Below are 18,573 nucleotides of genomic sequence, written 5' to 3' on the forward strand. Positions count from 1 at the left end.
TCAACCGAGATGAACGTTTCCCACCATTAATAGGATAATTAATGGGATGACGGCTGGCGTAAAATTTCGAGTTGCTGGAGTTGCTGAGACTGCTCTTGCAGCCGAGCTTCCAGTCCCTGACAAACGAGTTCGCACAGGTCAAAGATCGTCGGATCGGCAATTTCATAGTACACGCTGACTCCGTAGGGTTGGCGTTTGACCATGCCTGCTTGGGCAAGAACTTTTAAGTGTTTCGAGACATTGGCTTGTCCCAATCCAGTGGCATCCATAATTTCGGATACGTTCTTCGTGCCGGCCCTCAGCTCGCACAACACTTGTAAGCGACTGAGTTCTGACAGCACTTTGAAATAGTCAGCAACTTGGGCAAGCGCAGAAGCAGAAAGCTGAGACATAAAGTAAACTCGCACAAAACTTTGGCGATCGATAGCGATCTGACTTATTATATTGCTATATGGTTGTATTATCAACAAATTAAGGACAAGAAGTTGTGCGGCCAACATCTGGCGACTAGAAGTCGCATCTGCACAAACAAAATTAAGGAAGACATCGATCTATGGCTATTTGGCAGCGCGTAGCTTTTGAATCTGCTGCTCGCTGTTCTTGACCCATTGGGGATTATTCTGCTTGTTAAATAGGGCTTGTGCCTGCACGAAGGACTCGATCGCTTCCTGCTTTTTCCCCAGTCTGGCCTGGGCTGAACCCAAAGCAAAAAAGGCATTGGCATAATCTTTCTTGATCTTGATGGCTTCGCGTAATTGCGCGATCGCTTCTTCGGGCTTGCCCTGGATTAGCAAACCCGCTCCCAAGTTGTAACGGGCTTCAGCGTAGTTGGGGTTGAGCTTGAGTGCTTTTTGGTACTGAACGATTGCGCCTGCCGTGTCATTTTTTTGTTGTAAGAGCAGTCCCAAGTTGTAGCTGGTTTCTGGGGAGTTGGGATAGAGCCTTTCTGCTTTGCGGAGCTGGGCAATCGCGCCGTTCACATCGCCTTTTTGCCGGAGCGCTAGTCCCAGGTTGTAGTAACCCACTGCCAAATTGCGATCGAGGGCAACGGCACGTTTGAGGTAGGTAATTGCCTCATCCGGTTTACCGCTTTGCAACAGAGCAGCTCCTAAATTGCTGTAAGCCATCGCAAATTTAGGATCGAGGCGTGTAGCTCGCTGGAATGAGTAGATCGCTTCTTTAGTTTGTCCTGTTTGCGCCAGAGCTAAGCCAAGGTTGTAGTGGGCGGCAGTAAAGTTGGGATTTTTTTTGATCGCAGCCCGAAATACTGGGATGGCACCCTCTAAGTTGCCAAGCCTCACGTAGGCATTGCCGCGCTCTAGTAACTGCTTTGCTGTTTCACCTTGTTGAGGCGATTTAGGTGGATGATTAGGTGCAGTTTTAGGTGGGGCGCTCGAAGGTTTAGTTTGCGCCCAACTAGATCCTGGCAGGTTACCAAAACCAGTTAGTAATAAAGCTGTTGCGGATATACAAGCTAAGTACGTTTTGACCATAGGATTTGCGCGAGTTCGTAGACTGGGATCTTGCGATCGCATTTAATACATTAGACGGTAGTATTTCAAACCAGTTGCTACTATTTAGGCAACCCTTGTATAACAGGGTATCTAGATAGAGCACCCGCACTTTGGGAACACTACCGCCATCTTTATGCACTTTTATTCCTTATCCTAAGATACCAAGGCTTAACGGGCATTTTTTATTGTTGAAATCTGCAAATAACTATGAATAAGCAAAGTTGGATCGACAAGCTGTCGCTGGTAGAACATATTGAAGGCGGTTATTTTTCTGAGACTTATCGCGCCACGGAAGCAGTGGCAACATCGCGAGAAGGTTCAGGGCGATCGCTGATGACATCCATTTATTATCTACTGACCGACGATCGCCCCGTAGATCGCCTGCATAAAAACCTATCTGACATTATGCATTACTTCCATGCCGGATCTCCCATCACCTATATTCTGGTTGACTTAGAAGGTAGACTGCATAAAGTGAAATTAGGTCTCGATCTAACTCAGGGTGAAGTTCCTCAACTCCTCGTTCCTGGTGGCTATTGGAAAGCCGCTGTACTGGAAGCAGGGGAATACGGCTTGATAGGTGAGGCAGTGGCTCCAGGGTTTGACTATCGAGATATGACCATTGCTACAGCAGACAAAATACGCGCTCAGTTTCCGACTTTGTGGAATGAATTAGCGCCCTATGTAGGAGTTTGATTGGGAAGACATGCACACCTTGGGCGTGTCAAGTTGTTCGTTTTGCGTTCTCATAGAAAGTAGTAGGCGATCGCAAAGATAATTATCACCATACACAACACAGCAATGAGAAGAATAAACATGTCGATGGAGTGCGGGAATTCCCTGTTGACATTTTACCATCAAAGTGAAGCCATATCCCATCTCAAACTAATATCAAGGTTTCTCGATCCAAGATTGTAAGATCCTCATGAAATCCTCATATTCTTTGTCTAGGATTGAGATATAGGCTTTTTGCACTAGTTATGACTACAGTAAAGAAGATACAATCGCGGAATCGTTGGATTGTGGCTGCTGCTGTAGGTGCGATCGCTCTTGGGTCGATTGGATTTGGAATTGCTAAGTTAACGCTGCTGAATAAGGCTCAGTCCGATCGAGTTATAGCCGACATTGCGACCTCGCAGCCACGACGAATTGAGGTTGTTGCCTTAGGGCGACTGGAACCTCAAGGAGAGGTAATACGAGTGGGCGGCCCTAACGGCGAACGGATTCGCCAGTTAACTGTTAAAGAAGGCAATTTCGTTGAGAAAGGGACAATCTTGGCGTATTTGGAAAGTTACATAGAGCGTTTAGCAGAGCGCGATCTGGCTGCAAGTCAGGTGGCAGAGGCCGAACAGCGCCTCAAGGCATCGACCGACTACAGCCAATCCCAGATTCAGGAAGCCAGTACTCGCATTCAGCAGATCGAGCGCCCTCGGGCTTTTGAAATCGACGCTCAAAAAGCTGCTATTCGCAAGCTAGAAGCCGAACTAGCTCTAGCAAATATCGATCTGCAACGAAACCAGAGCCTCCTCAACGATGGCGCGATTGCCAAGCAAGCGCTCGATCGCCAGGTCAGTCAGGTAGAGCAATTACAGGCACAGGTCACCAGCGCTAAGGCAACCTTGATTAAATTGGAAACAGGATGGCAAACCGACATGCAGAATGCCAAGGCGCAAATGCGATCGCAGGAAGCCAACCTACCTCTAACGCAGATTCAAGTAGCGCTGCGATCGGCACGGCAAAATCTCAAACTGGCAGAAGCACGGTTAGAACGCACTCTGATTCGCGCCACTAAGTCCGGGCGGGTGCTGCGCATCATTACGCACGAGGGCGAAGCGATCGGCAGCAACGGTATCCTCGACCTGGGCAATACGCGCCAGATGTACGTAGTGGCAGAAGTCTACGAAACCGATGTGGGATTGGTGGCAGTCGGCCAACCCGTCACGATCGCGAGCCGCAACGGTGCGTTCGAGACACCACTCAAAGGCAAAGTGGCAGAAATTGGCTGGCAGGTTTTCAAGAATAACGTATTGGATGACGACCCGGCAGCGAATGCCGATGCTCGCGTCGTGGAAGTAAAAATTCGCCTGGATGACAGCAAGCCAGTCGAAGGATTGACGAATTTACAGGTCGATGTGAGGATTGCCGCAAAATGAAAACTCCACTGGCGTGGTTGAATTTGATGCACGAAAGAACGCGATTGCTAGTCGCGATCGCTGGCGTTGCCTTTGCCGATATTCTCGTCTTCACAAACCTCGGCTTTTTAGGATCGCTGCCCGCTACGGCAGGTCTAGTTTACAACCAGATCGATGCCGATATCTATCTGGTGTCTCCTCAAGCGTTAGAAATCACCAGTGGCCGCGCCTTCCCCATCCAGCGCATATATCAAGCGGCTGGCGTGGAAGGAGTAGAGCGCGTCATGCCCCTGTACACGGGACGTTTGCAGTGGCGTAATTCGCAAACTCACTTGAGTCGCTCCATTTTTGTCTATGGCATCAATCCCAACGATCCGGTGTTTAAGTTGCCGGAATTGCGATCGCCCGCCAACCAGGCAGCCCTACGCAGTTGGGATACGGTGTTGATCGATCGAAAATCCCGCCCTGAGTTTGGGCCTAAAGATATCGGGCACACCACAGAAGCAAAGCGCCGACAGGTCAAAATCGGCGGGCAATTTACCCTTGGAGGTGGCATGTCTGCGGATGGATCGTTAATTATGAGCGACCAGAACTTTCGCCGCTACTTCAATCCCTCGCCTCTAAATCGCATCAACATGGGATTGATTAAGCTAAAGCCAGGAGCAGACGCAACTCAAATCGCATCTGTCCTTCGCAAACTATTGCCGCCAGATGTGGCAGTACTCACACAGCAACAGATTATCCAGCGCGATAGCGACTTCTGGGTCGAACTCTCATCAACTGGCTTTATTTTTGGTATGGGTGTGGCGGTCTCCTGCATGGTGGGAGCGGTTATCGTCTATCAAATTCTCTACACCGACATCGCCAACCACATGAAACAATACGCTACGCTCAAGGCGATGGGCTATCACAATCGCTATCTATTGGCGATCGTACTTGAGGAAGCGATTATTCTAGCCGTTCTCGGCTACATTCCTGGACTTGCACTTTCCTTAGGACTTTACGAACTCACGGTGAGAACGATCTCCCTTCCCATGTTCATGGATTTAGGGCGAGTCATCTACGTGTTGCTCTTGACCATAGCCATGTGTGCGGCTTCCGGCTTAGCGTCCATGCAGAAAGTCATTAGTGCCGATCCGGCGGAGGTTTTCTAGATATGCTACTCCACCGCACCCCCCTTGCCTGGTTTAATCTCACCTACCGCACTCGTCGCCTGGTTACTGCGATATCTGGGGTTTCTTTTGCGGTGCTGTTGATGTGTATGTTTAAGGGCTTTGAAAATGCCTATTACGACAGCCAGATTCAGTTGCTGCAAAAGTTGAACGGTGAGATTTTTATCGTCAATCGACTCAAGTACACCATGTTCATCCCCGAGCAATTTGCCCGCCGCCGCCTGTATCAGGCGCAGGCATTTGATGGAGTGGTGGCTGCCTATCCAGTCTACATGAACACCGGCAACTGGAAAAATCCCATCACTAAAGCGGTGCGTCCGTTGCGGGCGATCGCCTTTAACCCCCACGATCCGGTCTTGCCATTGCCGAGCATTTTGCAACACCGACAAGACATGCAGATGCCCTGGACTGTTCTGGTGGATGACAAAAGCAAGGACGACATCGGCTCCAAGCAGACAGGTGTCGTGACCGAACTCGCCGAGCAGCGCGTCCGTATTGTGGGCACTTACAGTATCGGTACGGATTTTGCTTCTGATAATGGCAATATTGTGATGAGCGACCAGAATTTTCTCCGCTATTTCGCTCAAGCTGAAGTGGGAAAGAAAAGTCGCAACCTGAATACAGTTGATATTGGCTTGCTGAAGGTTGCCCCTGGGAAGGATGTCGATTTACTCGCCAAAACACTGCGCCAGCAATTACCGCAGGATGTAGCCGTCTGGACAAAAGCCGAATTTATCCAGAAGGAGTTGGATTACTGGCGCAATAATACTGATATTGGCTTTGTATTTGCACTCCTGGCTGGCATGAGCTTTGCGGTGGGGGTAATCCTGGTTTACCAGATTCTCTACACCGATGTAGCAGAGCACAGTGCGGAATATGCCACGTTGAAAGCGATGGGATACTCAAATCTCTTCCTATTGGGAATTGTGTTCCAGGAATCGCTCATTCTCGCATGTGTAGGATTCGTGCCGGGGTTGGCGATGAGTTTTGGCCTGTATCACCTCACATCCAGTGCCACAGGTTTATTCATGCAACTGACAGTTGGACGCGCCCTTGCAATTTTGGTCGCCACTTTTATGATGTGTTTGGTCTCTGGCGCGATCGCCGTGCGTAAAGTCCTATCTTCCGATCCGGCGGAGGTGTTTGCCTGATGGATAATTTACCTGCAATGCTAAATGCAAGTGCCCCTGCAAAAGCGATCGCGGCGGTGGAACCTCTAGTAGTACAGGTACGCAATCTGAATTACTATTTTGGTGAAGGCAATCTGCGCAAGCAGGTGTTATTCGATATCAATTTGGATTTACCCAAAGGACAGATTGTGATCATGACGGGGCCGTCAGGTTCCGGTAAGACCACGCTGTTGAGTTTGATCGGAGCCTTGCGATCGATACAGGAGGGTAGCCTGAAGGTACTGGAACAGGAGATTGTGGGGTTGCGCAAGTCCGAACTGGTGGAAGTGCGGCGCAATATCGGCTTCATCTTTCAAGCTCATAATCTGTTTGAATCGCTCACCGCCTCTCAAAATGTGGAGATGGCGGTGGAACTCCTGAATGAGTGGCAGACCAAGCGAGAACAAGCGATCGCCATTCTGAGTCAAGTGGGACTGGGCGAGCGGGTGGACTACAAGCCCAATGCCCTCTCCGGTGGGCAAAAACAACGGGTGGCGATCGCCCGTGCCCTGGTCAATCAACCAATGTTGATCCTGGCAGACGAACCGACAGCAGCTCTGGATAAAAAATCGGGGCGCGAAGTGGTGCTGCTCATGCAAAAATTAGCGAAGGAAGAGGGGCGCACGATCTTGATGGTGACCCATGACAACCGCATTCTCGATGTTGCCGATCGCATCATCAGTATGGTTGACGGTCATTTAGACTCAGACGAGAGTCTGGCTCATTTTGTCAGTACCCGCGATCCCAAAGTCCTCGATCGCCGCATGTTTATGATGTAACCCATATGCCTATCCAATTCGCGAATCCCGTTCAGGAACTCACCTACCGCAAGGTGAGGGAATATCTCAGCACTTCCGATTTGTTCAAAGATACCCTCCAACCGCTCGCAGATCGCCCAAAATTCGAGTTGAACTACGGCTCCACTAGAGTTAGCGTCAGCGTGTTGACCTGGGAAGTTAATCCTTGGGATGAAAAAGAAGTGGCGATCGTGCGCGCCAATAGCTGCGTGACGGTCGGCACTCCCATCAATGCCGAACTGACAGAATATTTGCTCAGAGAGAATCTGCGCATGCGATTTGGCGCATTTCAACTGGGGGAGGAGAACCAGATCTTCTTTGCCCATAACGTTCTAGGCGGGGCGAACATGGATTTAATGGAGCTACAAACCTGTATTTTATCCGTGGTGACGATCGCCGACATCTACGATGACACCATTACAGAGAAATTTGGCGGTCAAAGGGCAAGGGATTTGTCTGGAAATAGCGATCACCTTAGCTGAAACACTTGGGGTTTGAACTTGACGATCGCCCTTTACACTTTTAAAATCCTATAGCTTGCTTTGCTAGAATCGCATCGCCAATGATGTTATATTTATTTCACAAATTCCTCACAAATTCCTCACAAAATTATGCACATGTCATAAAGATTGGGCGATTGCTTTGCCAAGCAATCGCTACTACTCCATCCACAAAAGCAAGCCAGGAAGCTATCCAGGTGTTTTACTACTTAAATCCGCCTGTCAGAGAAAAGTCAGTGTTGAGATAGGTATCAAAGTTTATCAAATCGGAAATATTCACGGTTAAAATCAAAAGCACAGTATATAATTGAAGTTGGGATTGAAATACTTATAATCCTCAAAAGCGATATCTTGTTAGAAACGCTTTGAAACGATGCCTTTATTGTATTTCTGCTAAAGGGAGGTGACAGTCACACCGATAGAGTAAATTTCAGCGCACGTACAACGTAGGCAGATTTAAATACAAACCTTAGCCCAAATCGACTTTATAGCGGTTTTCAGATCGGAAAGAGTAGGGGGTTTGGGGGCAACGCCCCCAAGAAGGGGTGGAACCCCTTCACCCCATCAATAAAAACCGTTCTCAATTGAAAAACGCTATAAGTCCTGTAGAAATTATGCAAGCCCCCTGAAACATGCGAGCAGGGGTGGGAAGTGTGAAGACAATCCGGTTTACTAGGAGCTCACCAAAGTCCTGGAAATTCGCCAGCAAAATATTGCTCCGGCAATAATACAGCCTGCATTTTTTAGGTAGTGACCCCTGAAACAACCGCATCTCCTGTAATATCTCAGGTTGGCGGAGCAATATTGTCCTGTGTCGCGGTCGTCAATACCTGCCTCAGATTTCGGCATCCAGTGATGGGATTCGCGCTTGCCGGAGATGGGGGCGAATTCGTTCGATAGTTCCTTGGTCACGGCTTTTCAACGGCAAAGAGATGCTATTGGCAATTAACACCGACTACGATCGGCTCAGAACAGCCTGGGTGACGATCGGCAATGAACTACTGCACTAGGGAGGTGATGTTTTACAGTGCATTTACTCGACGGATGCGGCGCAGATCGGTGAGTCAGTGATGTTTGAAGCGCGGGATGGGAAAGCAGTAGTTGATTACTGTTCTAGGGGCGGGTTTCGTGATTTTTGAGTGAGAAACTATCCAATCTCTCATCAACTGTCTGAATTGAGTGAGATATATGACCTTCATATAGTTTGAACCAGCTTTGTAACGTCATATAAGCTGTTTCAAACCATTGGTCGAACATCAAGAATATTCAGAGGAGGACGATATGAACATAATTGCATTTAACGAACATGTTAAGCAACTGCGTGTCAGAGATCCGATGGTTGCTGTTACGTTGAACCCTGAAAAAACTGCGATCGCCATGCTTCGGGGAAATCTTGCAGATCCAGTCAATGTGGGGGAATTGACAAGAGCACCTTACAACTACGCCCGACAATTCATTCGAGAAAACCAGGTGCTTTTAGGTGACATTGATGGAGGGACGACACTCGAAAATCAAAGGGTAATGACCGATCGACAGGGCATGACCCATGTAATCTTCGCCCAGAAGTATGGAAATGCCGAAGTTCTGGGGGGAAACGTGGCAGTTCACTACGGAGTAGATGGCGCTGTCTACCTGATCAACTCTACCCTTGCTGCTGCCATCGACGTGCCTGAAAGACCTCAGATTGAGTCTGCTCATGCCATAGAAATTGCTAAAGAACACGCTGGTGCTGGTGCTACCTTTTACGAGAACATGGAGCCTGCTCTGGTTGTGGCTGATGCCAAGACACTCCATAAAGAGCAAGAACCCCAGAAATACTACCTTTGCTGGCGGATGAGGATCGTCCCACCCCGAGACAGTAGAATTCCAGATTCTATTTATCTGATAGACGCTATTGAAGGGGAAGTCCTTCTTAGATATTCTGCATTGCAAAACATAGGAACCGGATACTATTCAGGCGGTGCGGCTTTGAATTCTGAGGCTTCTAGTGGAACGTTTCGACTACGAGATGCCGCAACATCGGCAGCATGGACTGCTGCTACAAAGCCTGTGATTCATACGTATGATGATGCAAATTCTGGCAGTTATAGCTTGAGGAACTACTCGGAAGATGCCAACGACAACTGGGATAACGGAGGGGCGATTCCTGCAAATCGTTTGGACGATCAGCGGGCTGAAGTGGATGTCCACCGCTATTTGGGTCACGTCATTAGTTACTACTGGCTCACGCATGGACACAACAGCTGGGACGACACCGGTGGGGACGTGAGGGGCCACGTACATAATAGCATTATGGTGAACAACGCCTTTTGGGATCCCAATACCAAAGAAATTTACTTTGGCGATGGAGATGGCACGACGCGCGACTTTTACACTCCGTTGGACGTGGTCGGCCATGAATTCACTCACGGGGTCAATGACCATTTCAATATAATTCAGACCTATGACGGGGAGACCGGAGCCTTGAATGAGGCGGTTGGCGACCTCTTCGCCGCCTTCATTGTTCAGCATCATCTGGCAGAAGACCTCTCCCCTTGGGAACAAGGTCAACAGTATCGACTGGACGGAACGCCGGGTCGCAATATGATCGATCCAAGCCGCGACACAGCGGGATTTGTCCGGTACGATGCCACCAGCGACGCGACCAAACACACTAGCAGCCAAGGCGGCTTTTACCCCGACCATTATAGCATCCGATATACCGCTACCGACGACCCAGACCCAGACAGAAACGACAACCATGGCGTGCACATCAACTGTCCGATCGTCACCCATGCAGTCTATTTAATGATTAATGGCGGCACTCATCGCCTGTCTGGGATTACCGTGACAGGTATAGGCGTCGGGCCTATCGAACAGATGCTATATCGTGTCATCTCGACTGGACTGCTCACCAACGCATCGGATTTTGCTGCTTTCCGCTTAGCATTCATTACTGCCTGTAAGGATCTCTATCCAGGTAACCTGAATTACTTGCTCGCGGTCAAGACAGCCTTCCATGCGGTTGGCATTGGCCCCGATTTGGGCATGCACTTCATTGTTGAACGCAGCACCATCGGTGAGGACGAAGTCAATGCTCGTCGCGCTGCCGGGAGTGCCGCTATCTCCGATGCATTCAGGGTTGTGGTTGATGGGTTTACAGCGGCTGAAATCGGGATTACCGGATCTGGCGATAAATTGGATGTGCTCTCGCCGATAGGTGATGACATGGAGATCGACTGTACGGGCAACACATCAGACAGCGGTGCCTACGGAACGGAAGAGCAGCGGTTTACCTTCCACTATGAACTCGATTTTGGCTCGAATAACGATGCATTTAACTTCCCCGATCCGACCAAGTTGCTTACCCTGGACGTGGCAATCCCGAGCCTCAACCTCTCTAACTCCGCTCAGATCGAATTGATCAAACAGCCCAACCCATTCATTCTGCACGGAGATCCTCCGTGGCTAAGTGTCGACCTTCGCGTCTTTGTTGTAAGAGCAGACGAAACAAAATTTGGTGTGACAATGAGCAATGATGCTTCGGATGCTCCGGGTTTCATCCAGGATGTTATGAAAGCCTTGACCGATGGAAAGGGTGTGGCCGATGGGCAGTCATTTAATAGCCTTTCGACCGATCAGGAAGCATCATCACTCTATCTCCAGCCGACGGACGGAAGTGGTGATAAAGTCTTTAATTTTGCGATTGCCAAAGTGCACTACATAGGCACTATCGGCGCAGCAAACGTACGAGTTTTCTTCCGCTTATTATCCACTCAGTCAACTAGCTTTGCTTACGATATTCCCCCTGGAACCGTTTACCCGATGACTGGCAGCTATCGGTTCTGGTCTGATGGTACGTTTGGGGGAAAGAAGATCCCGCTGGCTGGTATTCAAGGGAACGATTACGTAACGATACCCTGTTTTGCCTTGCCGCGCGTTGACACTGCAAGCACGAGTATGACAATGCAGGATGACTCTCGGACAGATAGCAGTGGAAATGTCTTTGGCAATGTCCAAAGTATAACCCCGAATACAGATGGATCCGAGGTAGACATATTCTTTGGCTGTTGGCTGGACACCAATCAGCCGTTTAAGCCAAATGGGGATCCCAACACCGTTCTCCCCATTAATGTGGCAGCAAATGTTGATGGTCCTTTTACCGCTGCCGACGCACCACTATCCATCCAGGAGTCGATTATCCGCAACGGGCATCAGTGCCTGATTGCTGAGATTGCGTTCGACCCAGTTGAAATTCCAGTCGGTAAGGATCCATCGAACTGGGATAAGCTAGCGCAGCGCAATATAGCATGGAGTCCCATCGGTTCCGCGCAGGCGGTAAGCACCTTTGAAATCCGACCAACCCCAACGAGAGCAATTGAAGCAGACCAGATGCCGGACGAGATCATGATCGACTGGGGTAATACACCACGGGAAAGCGTAGCGACCCTTTATCTCCCTGAAGTCAATGTCGCCGATATCCTGGCGATGGCTAACAGGATGTACACAACCCATCGACTGGAACAGGTCGATGACCATACCTTGCAATGCCCTACTGGTGGCATCACCTATGTTCCTATCCCAGCGGGGACAGACACTAACTACGCTGGTCTGTTGTCTGTCAATCTACCTGAAAGGCTAGACCCCGGTCAGGTCTTTAACATCGCTGTGCGGCAAGTAACCAATGCCTTTGGTCATCGTCCGCCAGAGCCGCCCCGTGTTGCTATGATGGCAGCGACATCAATTGTGCTGCCAGATATGACGTGGCGAACCGTTTTAGGGGCATTCCAACTCACCATTCCGGTGAAAACCAAGGCAGAATTGCTGGAGTCAGAGGCACGGCAGCTCTCCGTGCTGCGCTGGATTCAAGCAGCAATCCCTCCGGATAATCGATGGTATGCGGTGTTCAATCAGTACGTGGGCGAAACTGCGAATCGCGTCGATGCTTTTGGTGGCGATTCTGGCCAGGTTGAAGCATCACCGACTGGAGACTGGCAGAAAGTACGGCTCTGCCGGACATTAGCTATCATCTGTGCCGTCTCACTGGCGGTCTTCCTCGTTGCTCTTGGCATAATGACCAATTGGGTAGCTGTCGCAGTGATTGCAGTCTTCCTAGCTGCGATCGCCTTCACTTGGGTAATCCAGTGTCAACCCAAAGTTTGCAGCAAGCTGTGGGTTATTGCTACGGGCGCAGGCATTGGTGCCTTGATACTGGCAATCTTGGTACTACTTGGAGTATCGTCACCGCAACTTGTATCGGTTCTCTGCGGCGCGGTTGCTCTAACGGCGATCGCTGGTGTGGTTGGAACCCTTCACAGGTGCTTCTGAACCTGGAAACACGCATAGGTGGGACGAGTTGGGGTCGGAGGGAAGTTACCATTCCGCAGCTATCTTTCGGAGGAGTGGTTGAGCTGCGAAACTCATAATTCAAAGCTGATGAGCGCAACAAGAAATGCTGGGTTGAACCTTTGTTCAACCCAACCAACAAAATCAGGCAATCGCCAACCTTCCGTAGGATGCACAAGCGCGAAGGAACGTATCAGTGCCAAGTCTAATTTTTAGTAGAGTTTGACAAACATTTCACAACCTTAGAGGAGAGATAACTATGAATACGATTGTTCAAGGAACCAAGTATTTAAGCTGGGTGTGGATCGTCTTTATAGGAGCTTTGATGATTACTCCAGGAGGGATTTGGTGTATCAGGTGTGGCGTAATCATTGATGCGCCTGGATACATCGGAGATCCTGCTGTCACTTTCTTAGGAATTGGGGCGATTGTTCTTGGTGTTGTTGGATTAATAACCAGTATCTTATTGCTCCGGCAATAATACAGCCTGCATTTTTTAGGTAGTGACCCCTGAAACAACCGTATCTCCTGTAATATCTCAGGTTGCCGGAGCAATAGGAGTGACGATAAAAAGTCAATAGATAAGGAGGCAGAGCCTACAGAAGTTTTGGTCTAGCTAACGAGATCGAGCGATCAATGGAATCAAATAGGATGTGAAATTCCATTGATTAGCTCGACCTTGCAGGAGTTTGATAGATCGATTTTACAAGGTTTTTCTTGTATGAGCTTTAAGTCTCAAAGGAAGAAAGCGTGATGAAAAGTGATGATGAATATTCTATCAATGACCCGAGAGAAATGACTTTACGTCAGCTTATCAGTAGTTTTTCTAGGGTAAAGATCAGTGCTCTATTATCAATTGCAGGTATTTTCCTGGCATATTCTTTTGCTGTATTTCAATTAGGTTGCTGGCTTCAGAATCAAAGAACTGCTATAGCGTTAAACAGACCGTTTGATATGTATCTCAATCTTGGTCAAGACAATGTACGTGAACTAACAAAAAGCTCAAAGTTAGAGTTGAGGAACTTGATCCTTTTGCAAGGGGAATATATTCCTGTTCAGGAAGATCGATTTCTTTTAAAACTTCGAAAAATAGTTGACTATGACACGATAGCCGTAGGAAATATTATTGCGCAGAAAGGGAAGATTATAGATACTCCACATATCTCTAACTGGTTTGCTATGCAAGGTGCTTATGCACAACAAAAATTTGAATGGTATGGTCATGAAAAAAACTATCGATTTCGCGAAGAATTTATCGACAATCACACCATTAGAAGATATTATGATGATGGCTGGATTTTGGAATATAAAATTGATAGCCAAGGTCGTTCTATTTTGTCAACTTTTAGATGGATACAAAGGCGTTAATTTCATCTAGATATCAGCTCACATTTATCTATTGCAAAAGAGAGAGAACGTAATAAGCTTAGAAAAGTGCTGTTTGTTCTTAAGGAGTTCGATCGCAATTAAGAAGGCAGCAAGCGATCGCCAGAATCAAACAGGAGGTGAAATTCCATTGAGCCGATTGACTTAGCAAAGACGCGATCGCAGTCCTTGAAAATAGGTGAGGAGCGATCGCTATAGCGGTTTTCACTTGAGAACGGGTTTTATTGACGGGGTGAAGGGGTGGAACACGGCAGTGGCTCTAGCGGGGAACCCCCAAGACCGCCCTGCCTCCCCTTCTTGGGGGCAACGCCCCCAAACCCCCTGCTCTTTCCGATCTGAAAACCGCTATATCACTAAAAAAACAACACAGAGAGGTATTGAAAAAATAGACCTCTTGCAGATTAGGTTGAGGTTGAGTTGCCAAAGAACCCCAAGATAGGAAAATATCAGGACATAGCAATAACAAAAAAGCGTCCTGATGATGAACTATATAATAGCGCAAACCCTACCTGCTGCACACTTTAAGCGTCGATTTGGTATCGAGACTAATACGTTCAAAGCAATTGTGAAAGTGCTTAAACCAGAGTGGTGAGCAACGCCAACACCTGGAGCCAAGCCTAAACTCGGACTAGAAGACCGCATATTGGTTGCCTTCGAGTATTGGCGGGAATATCGCACCTACTTTCACATCGCCACTAGTTGGGGCATCAGCGAGTCTACAGTTTGTCGAATAGTGCATTGGGTAGAGGAGACTTTAATCCGCTCACGTCGCTTTCGACTACCTGGGAAGCGCCAGTTGGTGCGGGGCTTTGGGATACCTACAGTCGCGATCGTTGATGTGACTGAAACTCGCATTGAGCGTCCTAAGCGGCACCAACGTGCCTTTTATAGCGGCAAACAGAAAGGGCACACGCTCAAATGTCAACTCATAATTGACGCTCTTACTGGGCAGATTATCTGTACGTTTTTCGGCAAGGGGCGACGGCATGATTTCAAGCTGTTCAAAGCTTCTGGCATCCATTTCCATCCTCAAACCGAGAGTTTGCAGGACAAGGGTTATCAAGGCATCCAGAAACTGCAGGGAGCATCTCAGTTTTGCAAGGCAAGGTTAAGAGAGCCATTAAGGTAAGCAGAACGGTGTTTGAGGACTTGTGGCACATTATCACGGTTCCATTGAGCGCCAGAGATTTTGATGCGTCTAGCGATTTGCTTAACAGCAGATTCCACTGCGCCAGAACCAATAGAGCAAATCTGCTCGGTTTGGAAATACCAATAATCAGGAATACGATGGCGATGCTTGTGCAGATAAGCAATAAAATTGATGCTCTGAGGACTAGCTAAGTGATTGAGCTCAGCAATAGCTGCAGTCACATTACCCCGCCACAAAAAAGCTTCGACCCCAGTCAAAAGTTGAGCTGTAGCCTCAATTTTATGCAGGTTTTCCACCAAATGGAACCAGTCCAAGATTTCATAGCGACTATCAGGTATAGAGATCTGGGCAATAATATTCCAAATCCCATCATGTCCATCCCCAATACAGGTAACCATATCTGCTAAAGGCTGTCGATTTACCCAGTCTGTTAAGGCAATGTTATCTTGAAATGTGGCAAATATGGCTTGTCCATGCAAGTTCACAGCTTTATAGTCCTTCCACTCACTTGGCTGTCCAAGTGGCGTGCGCAGTCTGATTCTGCCTCCATCGACACTTAATTCCTCGACCGACTCTTCTACCTCTAGGGGGCTAAATTCATGGCGATGCACCAGGCGCTGTTGTGTACTGCGCGATATTTGCACTCCCATCAACATGGCTAAGTCTTTGGCGGCTTGTTCGTAGGATACATTCGCACTCAAGATCAGGCTACATCTTTCCACATACGGGCTCACCTGGCTATAGGGGGCTACTTTGAGCTTCTGCGCTTGCTTTTGCGTGAGGTGGAGCTGTCCGATGCTGCTTTGCACTCGCCTGCGGCGTCCTGCTTCTGTGCCCGTAACTGTGCGGATAAAAAACTCCCTATTTCTGGGCTGACATGTTCGAGGATTTGCTGCCGCACAGCGATTTCGATCCCTTCCAAGCTGGTTAGTTGTTCCGATGGTGTATTCTGATAAAGGATGGCGGCAATAGCTTGAACGTGCGCTTGCATTTCTTTTTCCTGCTCTGGAGTCATGGTTGCTCTCCTTGGGGTTGGTTTCTCGTATTCCTATCTTCTGATTTCTTCCCCCTTTTGGCTACCCATCTATATTAAGCATTATTACTCAGTGCAAAGTTGAGATGCTCCCAAACTGCATCTCTACTGCCGCTTACCCCACAAGAAACCGAAAGGTGGTCAGCTTACGCCCGAGCAGAAAGCGTTCAACCGCCAACTTGCGCGCCAACGGGTTGGCATTGAGCATGTTAATCGCCGCTTGAAGATCTTCCGCATCTTATCTGGACGCTATCGCAATCGTCGTCACCGCTTTGGTTTGCGTTGCAATCTAATTGCTGGTCTCTACAATTTTGAACGCTCTCAAGGCTCCTCAGTTGGCTAATTTGCAAGAGGTCTAATGTCTCTAGCAACATATGGAGTACTGAAATGTCAGGCTTTGGAGCGGAAAATCGATCCAGAAACCGATCCTTCGCCCCACTATCAAGTCTTGGTGAGCGATGGGCAGCATAAACACCGCATCGCCATCAACGTCAAATCTCGAGAAAGCCCTTCAGATTTGCTGTACCTGGTCAATGATTTCTTCCAGCACTCGATCTTACAACAGTTGCTGGACTTCAGTTTAGGATTCCACAAACTGGAAAGCCAACCCGGAGGTGTCGCTCTAGATTTTATTCGCGGGAATTTGTTCCGTCCAGAAGACATGAAGCCACTGTCTCCAGATGTTCCCGGCCCCGGCAATGACTTGAAAGAACTGATTGACCTGTACGTTCAGCGAGCCATTCAATCTGAGGATGCGGTTTTATATGCCTTTGGAGTTCCCTGGGGGTCTGAACCAGGAACGCCCGACAAATACTTTGATTTTCGCCTAGGTAGCAGTATTCATGACATCCACATGAATCAAGGCAGCATCGGACGTTTCCAAGACAGTAACGGTGTCTGGCAAGATGGTGCGCTTCCGATCCATTTCCCGTCCCGCAACCAATGGGTTGGCATCTTGTTAGCGTTCCAGTCTCAATGTTTCCATACCGACGATCGCACTGACGATGCCATTAAAGAGGTCTGCGAACAGGAGCCAGTTGAGGCAGCCGTGAGGATTCTGGCGGCACTGGTGAATCGCCTGGGAGCAGATCCTGGTAAGGAGTCCGTGACGCTGATGAATGTTTCGCCGGATGCGATCGAGCTAAGCGGCTGAGCCTTGGCAGACAAGCAGAAGCGCAAGTCTCGTTGTGGTGACTGCCGATCGCGTCATCAGTATGGTTGACGGTCATTTGGAAGTGGAGTTGCAGACCTACTTTTTATCTGTGGTGGCGATCGCCGACATCTACGACGACATCATTACAGAAAAGTTTGGCGGTCAAAGGGTGAGGGATTTACCGATGCGATCGACAGAATCTGGCTCTGAGAATCAAATGAGATCGTAGTAGAACAATTGACAATGCTATATTTAAAAGCCTGTCATCTATTGTCCAAACGCGCTCAAAAGCTCTCAGTAATTTATGCAACCAAAGTTAATCGTTCATGGTGGTGCCGGTAGCACGGCAGACAGTAAAGGTGGAGTTGAACCCGCCCGCCGATCGCTCTATACCGTCATCGAAACTGTGTATCCCATGTTACTAAATGGAGAAAGTGCGATCGCGGCTGTCGTCAAAGCTTGTCAAATGCTGGAGGACGATCCGCGCTTTAATGCCGGGACTGGTTCCGTACTGCAATCCGACGGACAAATTCGCATGAGCGCTTCGCTGATGGATGGCGATCGCCAGAGTTTTAGCGGCGCGATCAATATATCGCGCATCCAACATCCCATCGACCTGGCTCAATATCTACAAACTTCGGACGATCGCGTCCTATCGGACTACGGGGCGGCAGAGCTAGTGCGAGAGCTATCCGTACCGATCTTTAATCCGCTCACCGACCAGCGCCTGCTGGAATGGATGGAGGAACGCAAAAACAATTTTCAAAGCAAAATGGCGGAAGTGGCAATGGGGACGATCGGAGCGGTGGCGCTCGATCGACAGGGAAGGCTGTGTGCGGGTACGTCTACGGGTGGGAGGGGATTCGAGCGCATCGGTCGCGTCAGCGACTCGGCCATGCCTGCCGGAAATTATGCCACTAAGGAAGCGGCGGTAAGCTGTACGGGGATTGGCGAACATATCATAGACGAGGGCTTGGCAACGCGGATCGTGGTGCGGGTCACCGATGGCATGAGCTTGCACGAGGCTGTGCGCAAGTCATTTGCCGAGGCGGAGTCGCGCCAGCGCGATTTTGGCGCAATTTGCATCGATGCCACTGGCGCGATCGCCTGGGGTAAAACCAGCACGGTTCTATTTGCGGCGTATCACGATGGCAGCACAATTGGCGATACACTGGACTGATGTGCTTAAGTTAGTAGTATTGCCGTAGCCCCACTATTTGCTATAGCAATCCGAAATGATTC

Annotated in this window: 16 protein-coding genes and 2 pseudogenes; 14 read left to right on the plus strand and 4 right to left on the minus strand. The window is 48.9% G+C overall.

Annotation, left to right across the window (positions count from 1 at the left end):
- Positions 1-38: 38 nt before the first annotated feature.
- Both PSE6802_RS0118250 and PSE6802_RS29535 read right to left on the minus strand, forming a co-directional pair.
- Complete coding sequence (locus PSE6802_RS0118250) at positions 39-392, minus strand: ArsR/SmtB family transcription factor (protein ID WP_026103392.1); 354 nt, start codon at positions 390-392, stop codon at positions 39-41.
- Positions 393-557: 165 nt separating this feature from the next.
- Complete coding sequence (locus tag PSE6802_RS29535; protein WP_156815579.1) at positions 558-1,493, minus strand: tetratricopeptide repeat protein; 936 nt, start codon at positions 1,491-1,493, stop codon at positions 558-560.
- A 228-nt stretch (positions 1,494-1,721) separates the two neighbouring features.
- Here PSE6802_RS29535 and PSE6802_RS0118260 point away from each other — a divergent pair, with 228 nt between their 5' ends.
- The 9 genes from PSE6802_RS0118260 (at position 1,722) to PSE6802_RS0118300 (ending at position 13,977) form a co-directional block, all read left to right on the plus strand.
- The gene (locus tag PSE6802_RS0118260; RefSeq protein WP_019501488.1) at positions 1,722-2,210 is read left to right on the plus strand and encodes a cupin domain-containing protein; all 489 of its coding nucleotides are present in this window, start codon (positions 1,722-1,724) and stop codon (positions 2,208-2,210) included.
- Between the two features lie 284 nt (positions 2,211-2,494).
- Entirely contained in the window at positions 2,495-3,667 is a 1,173-nt protein-coding gene (locus PSE6802_RS0118265; protein WP_019501489.1) for an HlyD family efflux transporter periplasmic adaptor subunit, read from the plus strand.
- Complete coding sequence (gene devC / locus PSE6802_RS0118270; RefSeq protein ID WP_019501490.1) at positions 3,664-4,800, plus strand: ABC transporter permease DevC; 1,137 nt, start codon at positions 3,664-3,666, stop codon at positions 4,798-4,800. Before PSE6802_RS0118265 ends, devC (PSE6802_RS0118270) begins: the two co-directional genes overlap by 4 nt.
- 2 nt (positions 4,801-4,802) lie before the next feature.
- Entirely contained in the window at positions 4,803-5,969 is a 1,167-nt protein-coding gene (devC, locus tag PSE6802_RS0118275; RefSeq protein WP_019501491.1) for an ABC transporter permease DevC, read from the plus strand.
- Between the two features lie 17 nt (positions 5,970-5,986).
- On the plus strand, positions 5,987-6,766 hold the full coding sequence (locus tag PSE6802_RS0118280) for a DevA family ABC transporter ATP-binding protein (RefSeq protein WP_225902738.1): 780 nt from the start codon (positions 5,987-5,989) through the stop codon (positions 6,764-6,766).
- Positions 6,767-6,771: 5 nt separating this feature from the next.
- A complete protein-coding gene (locus PSE6802_RS0118285) occupies positions 6,772-7,266 on the plus strand; it encodes a T3SS (YopN, CesT) and YbjN peptide-binding chaperone 1 (protein ID WP_019501493.1) in 495 nt (164 codons plus the stop codon).
- 1,299 nt (positions 7,267-8,565) lie between these two features.
- Complete coding sequence (locus tag PSE6802_RS0118290; RefSeq protein ID WP_019501494.1) at positions 8,566-12,591, plus strand: M4 family metallopeptidase; 4,026 nt, start codon at positions 8,566-8,568, stop codon at positions 12,589-12,591.
- Positions 12,592-12,868: 277 nt separating this feature from the next.
- On the plus strand, positions 12,869-13,090 hold the full coding sequence (locus PSE6802_RS0118295; protein WP_019501495.1) for a hypothetical protein: 222 nt from the start codon (positions 12,869-12,871) through the stop codon (positions 13,088-13,090).
- 272 nt (positions 13,091-13,362) lie between these two features.
- On the plus strand, positions 13,363-13,977 hold the full coding sequence (locus PSE6802_RS0118300) for a hypothetical protein (protein ID WP_019501496.1): 615 nt from the start codon (positions 13,363-13,365) through the stop codon (positions 13,975-13,977).
- A gap of 79 nt (positions 13,978-14,056) precedes the next feature.
- Here the strand turns inward: PSE6802_RS0118300 and PSE6802_RS33610 are convergent, their stop codons facing one another.
- Positions 14,057-14,203: a hypothetical protein gene (locus PSE6802_RS33610; RefSeq protein ID WP_156815580.1), complete on the minus strand. Its 147-nt coding sequence runs from the start codon at positions 14,201-14,203 to the stop codon at positions 14,057-14,059.
- A 273-nt stretch (positions 14,204-14,476) separates the two neighbouring features.
- Here PSE6802_RS33610 and PSE6802_RS29540 point away from each other — a divergent pair.
- Positions 14,477-15,085: pseudogene (locus PSE6802_RS29540) on the plus strand (transposase family protein); the annotation flags it as partial.
- Here the strand turns inward: PSE6802_RS29540 and PSE6802_RS0118315 are convergent.
- Positions 15,085-16,160, minus strand: a protein-coding gene (locus PSE6802_RS0118315; RefSeq protein WP_156815358.1) for an ISKra4 family transposase whose coding sequence is annotated in 2 segments (ribosomal slippage) — positions 15,085-16,002 and positions 16,005-16,160 — 1,074 coding nt in all. Because the reading frame shifts where the segments join, the coding sequence is not laid out codon by codon here. The pseudogene PSE6802_RS29540 and the gene PSE6802_RS0118315 overlap by 1 nt on opposite strands.
- Before the next feature lie 136 nt (positions 16,161-16,296).
- Between PSE6802_RS0118315 and PSE6802_RS32130 the strand changes: the two are divergent.
- From PSE6802_RS32130 to PSE6802_RS0118335, 4 genes and pseudogenes are all read left to right on the plus strand, one after another.
- A pseudogene (locus tag PSE6802_RS32130) lies at positions 16,297-16,521 on the plus strand (transposase family protein); the annotation flags it as partial.
- A gap of 15 nt (positions 16,522-16,536) precedes the next feature.
- Positions 16,537-17,331: a DUF2278 family protein gene (locus PSE6802_RS0118325; protein WP_019501499.1), complete on the plus strand. Its 795-nt coding sequence runs from the start codon at positions 16,537-16,539 to the stop codon at positions 17,329-17,331.
- A gap of 34 nt (positions 17,332-17,365) precedes the next feature.
- Entirely contained in the window at positions 17,366-17,560 is a 195-nt protein-coding gene (locus tag PSE6802_RS0118330) for a hypothetical protein (protein WP_156815581.1), read from the plus strand.
- Between the two features lie 75 nt (positions 17,561-17,635).
- Entirely contained in the window at positions 17,636-18,511 is an 876-nt protein-coding gene (locus tag PSE6802_RS0118335) for an isoaspartyl peptidase/L-asparaginase (protein WP_019501501.1), read from the plus strand.
- Positions 18,512-18,573 lie beyond the last annotated feature (62 nt).

This window comes from Pseudanabaena sp. PCC 6802 (assembly GCF_000332175.1).
Lineage (GTDB): Bacteria > Cyanobacteriota > Cyanobacteriia > Pseudanabaenales > Pseudanabaenaceae > PCC-6802.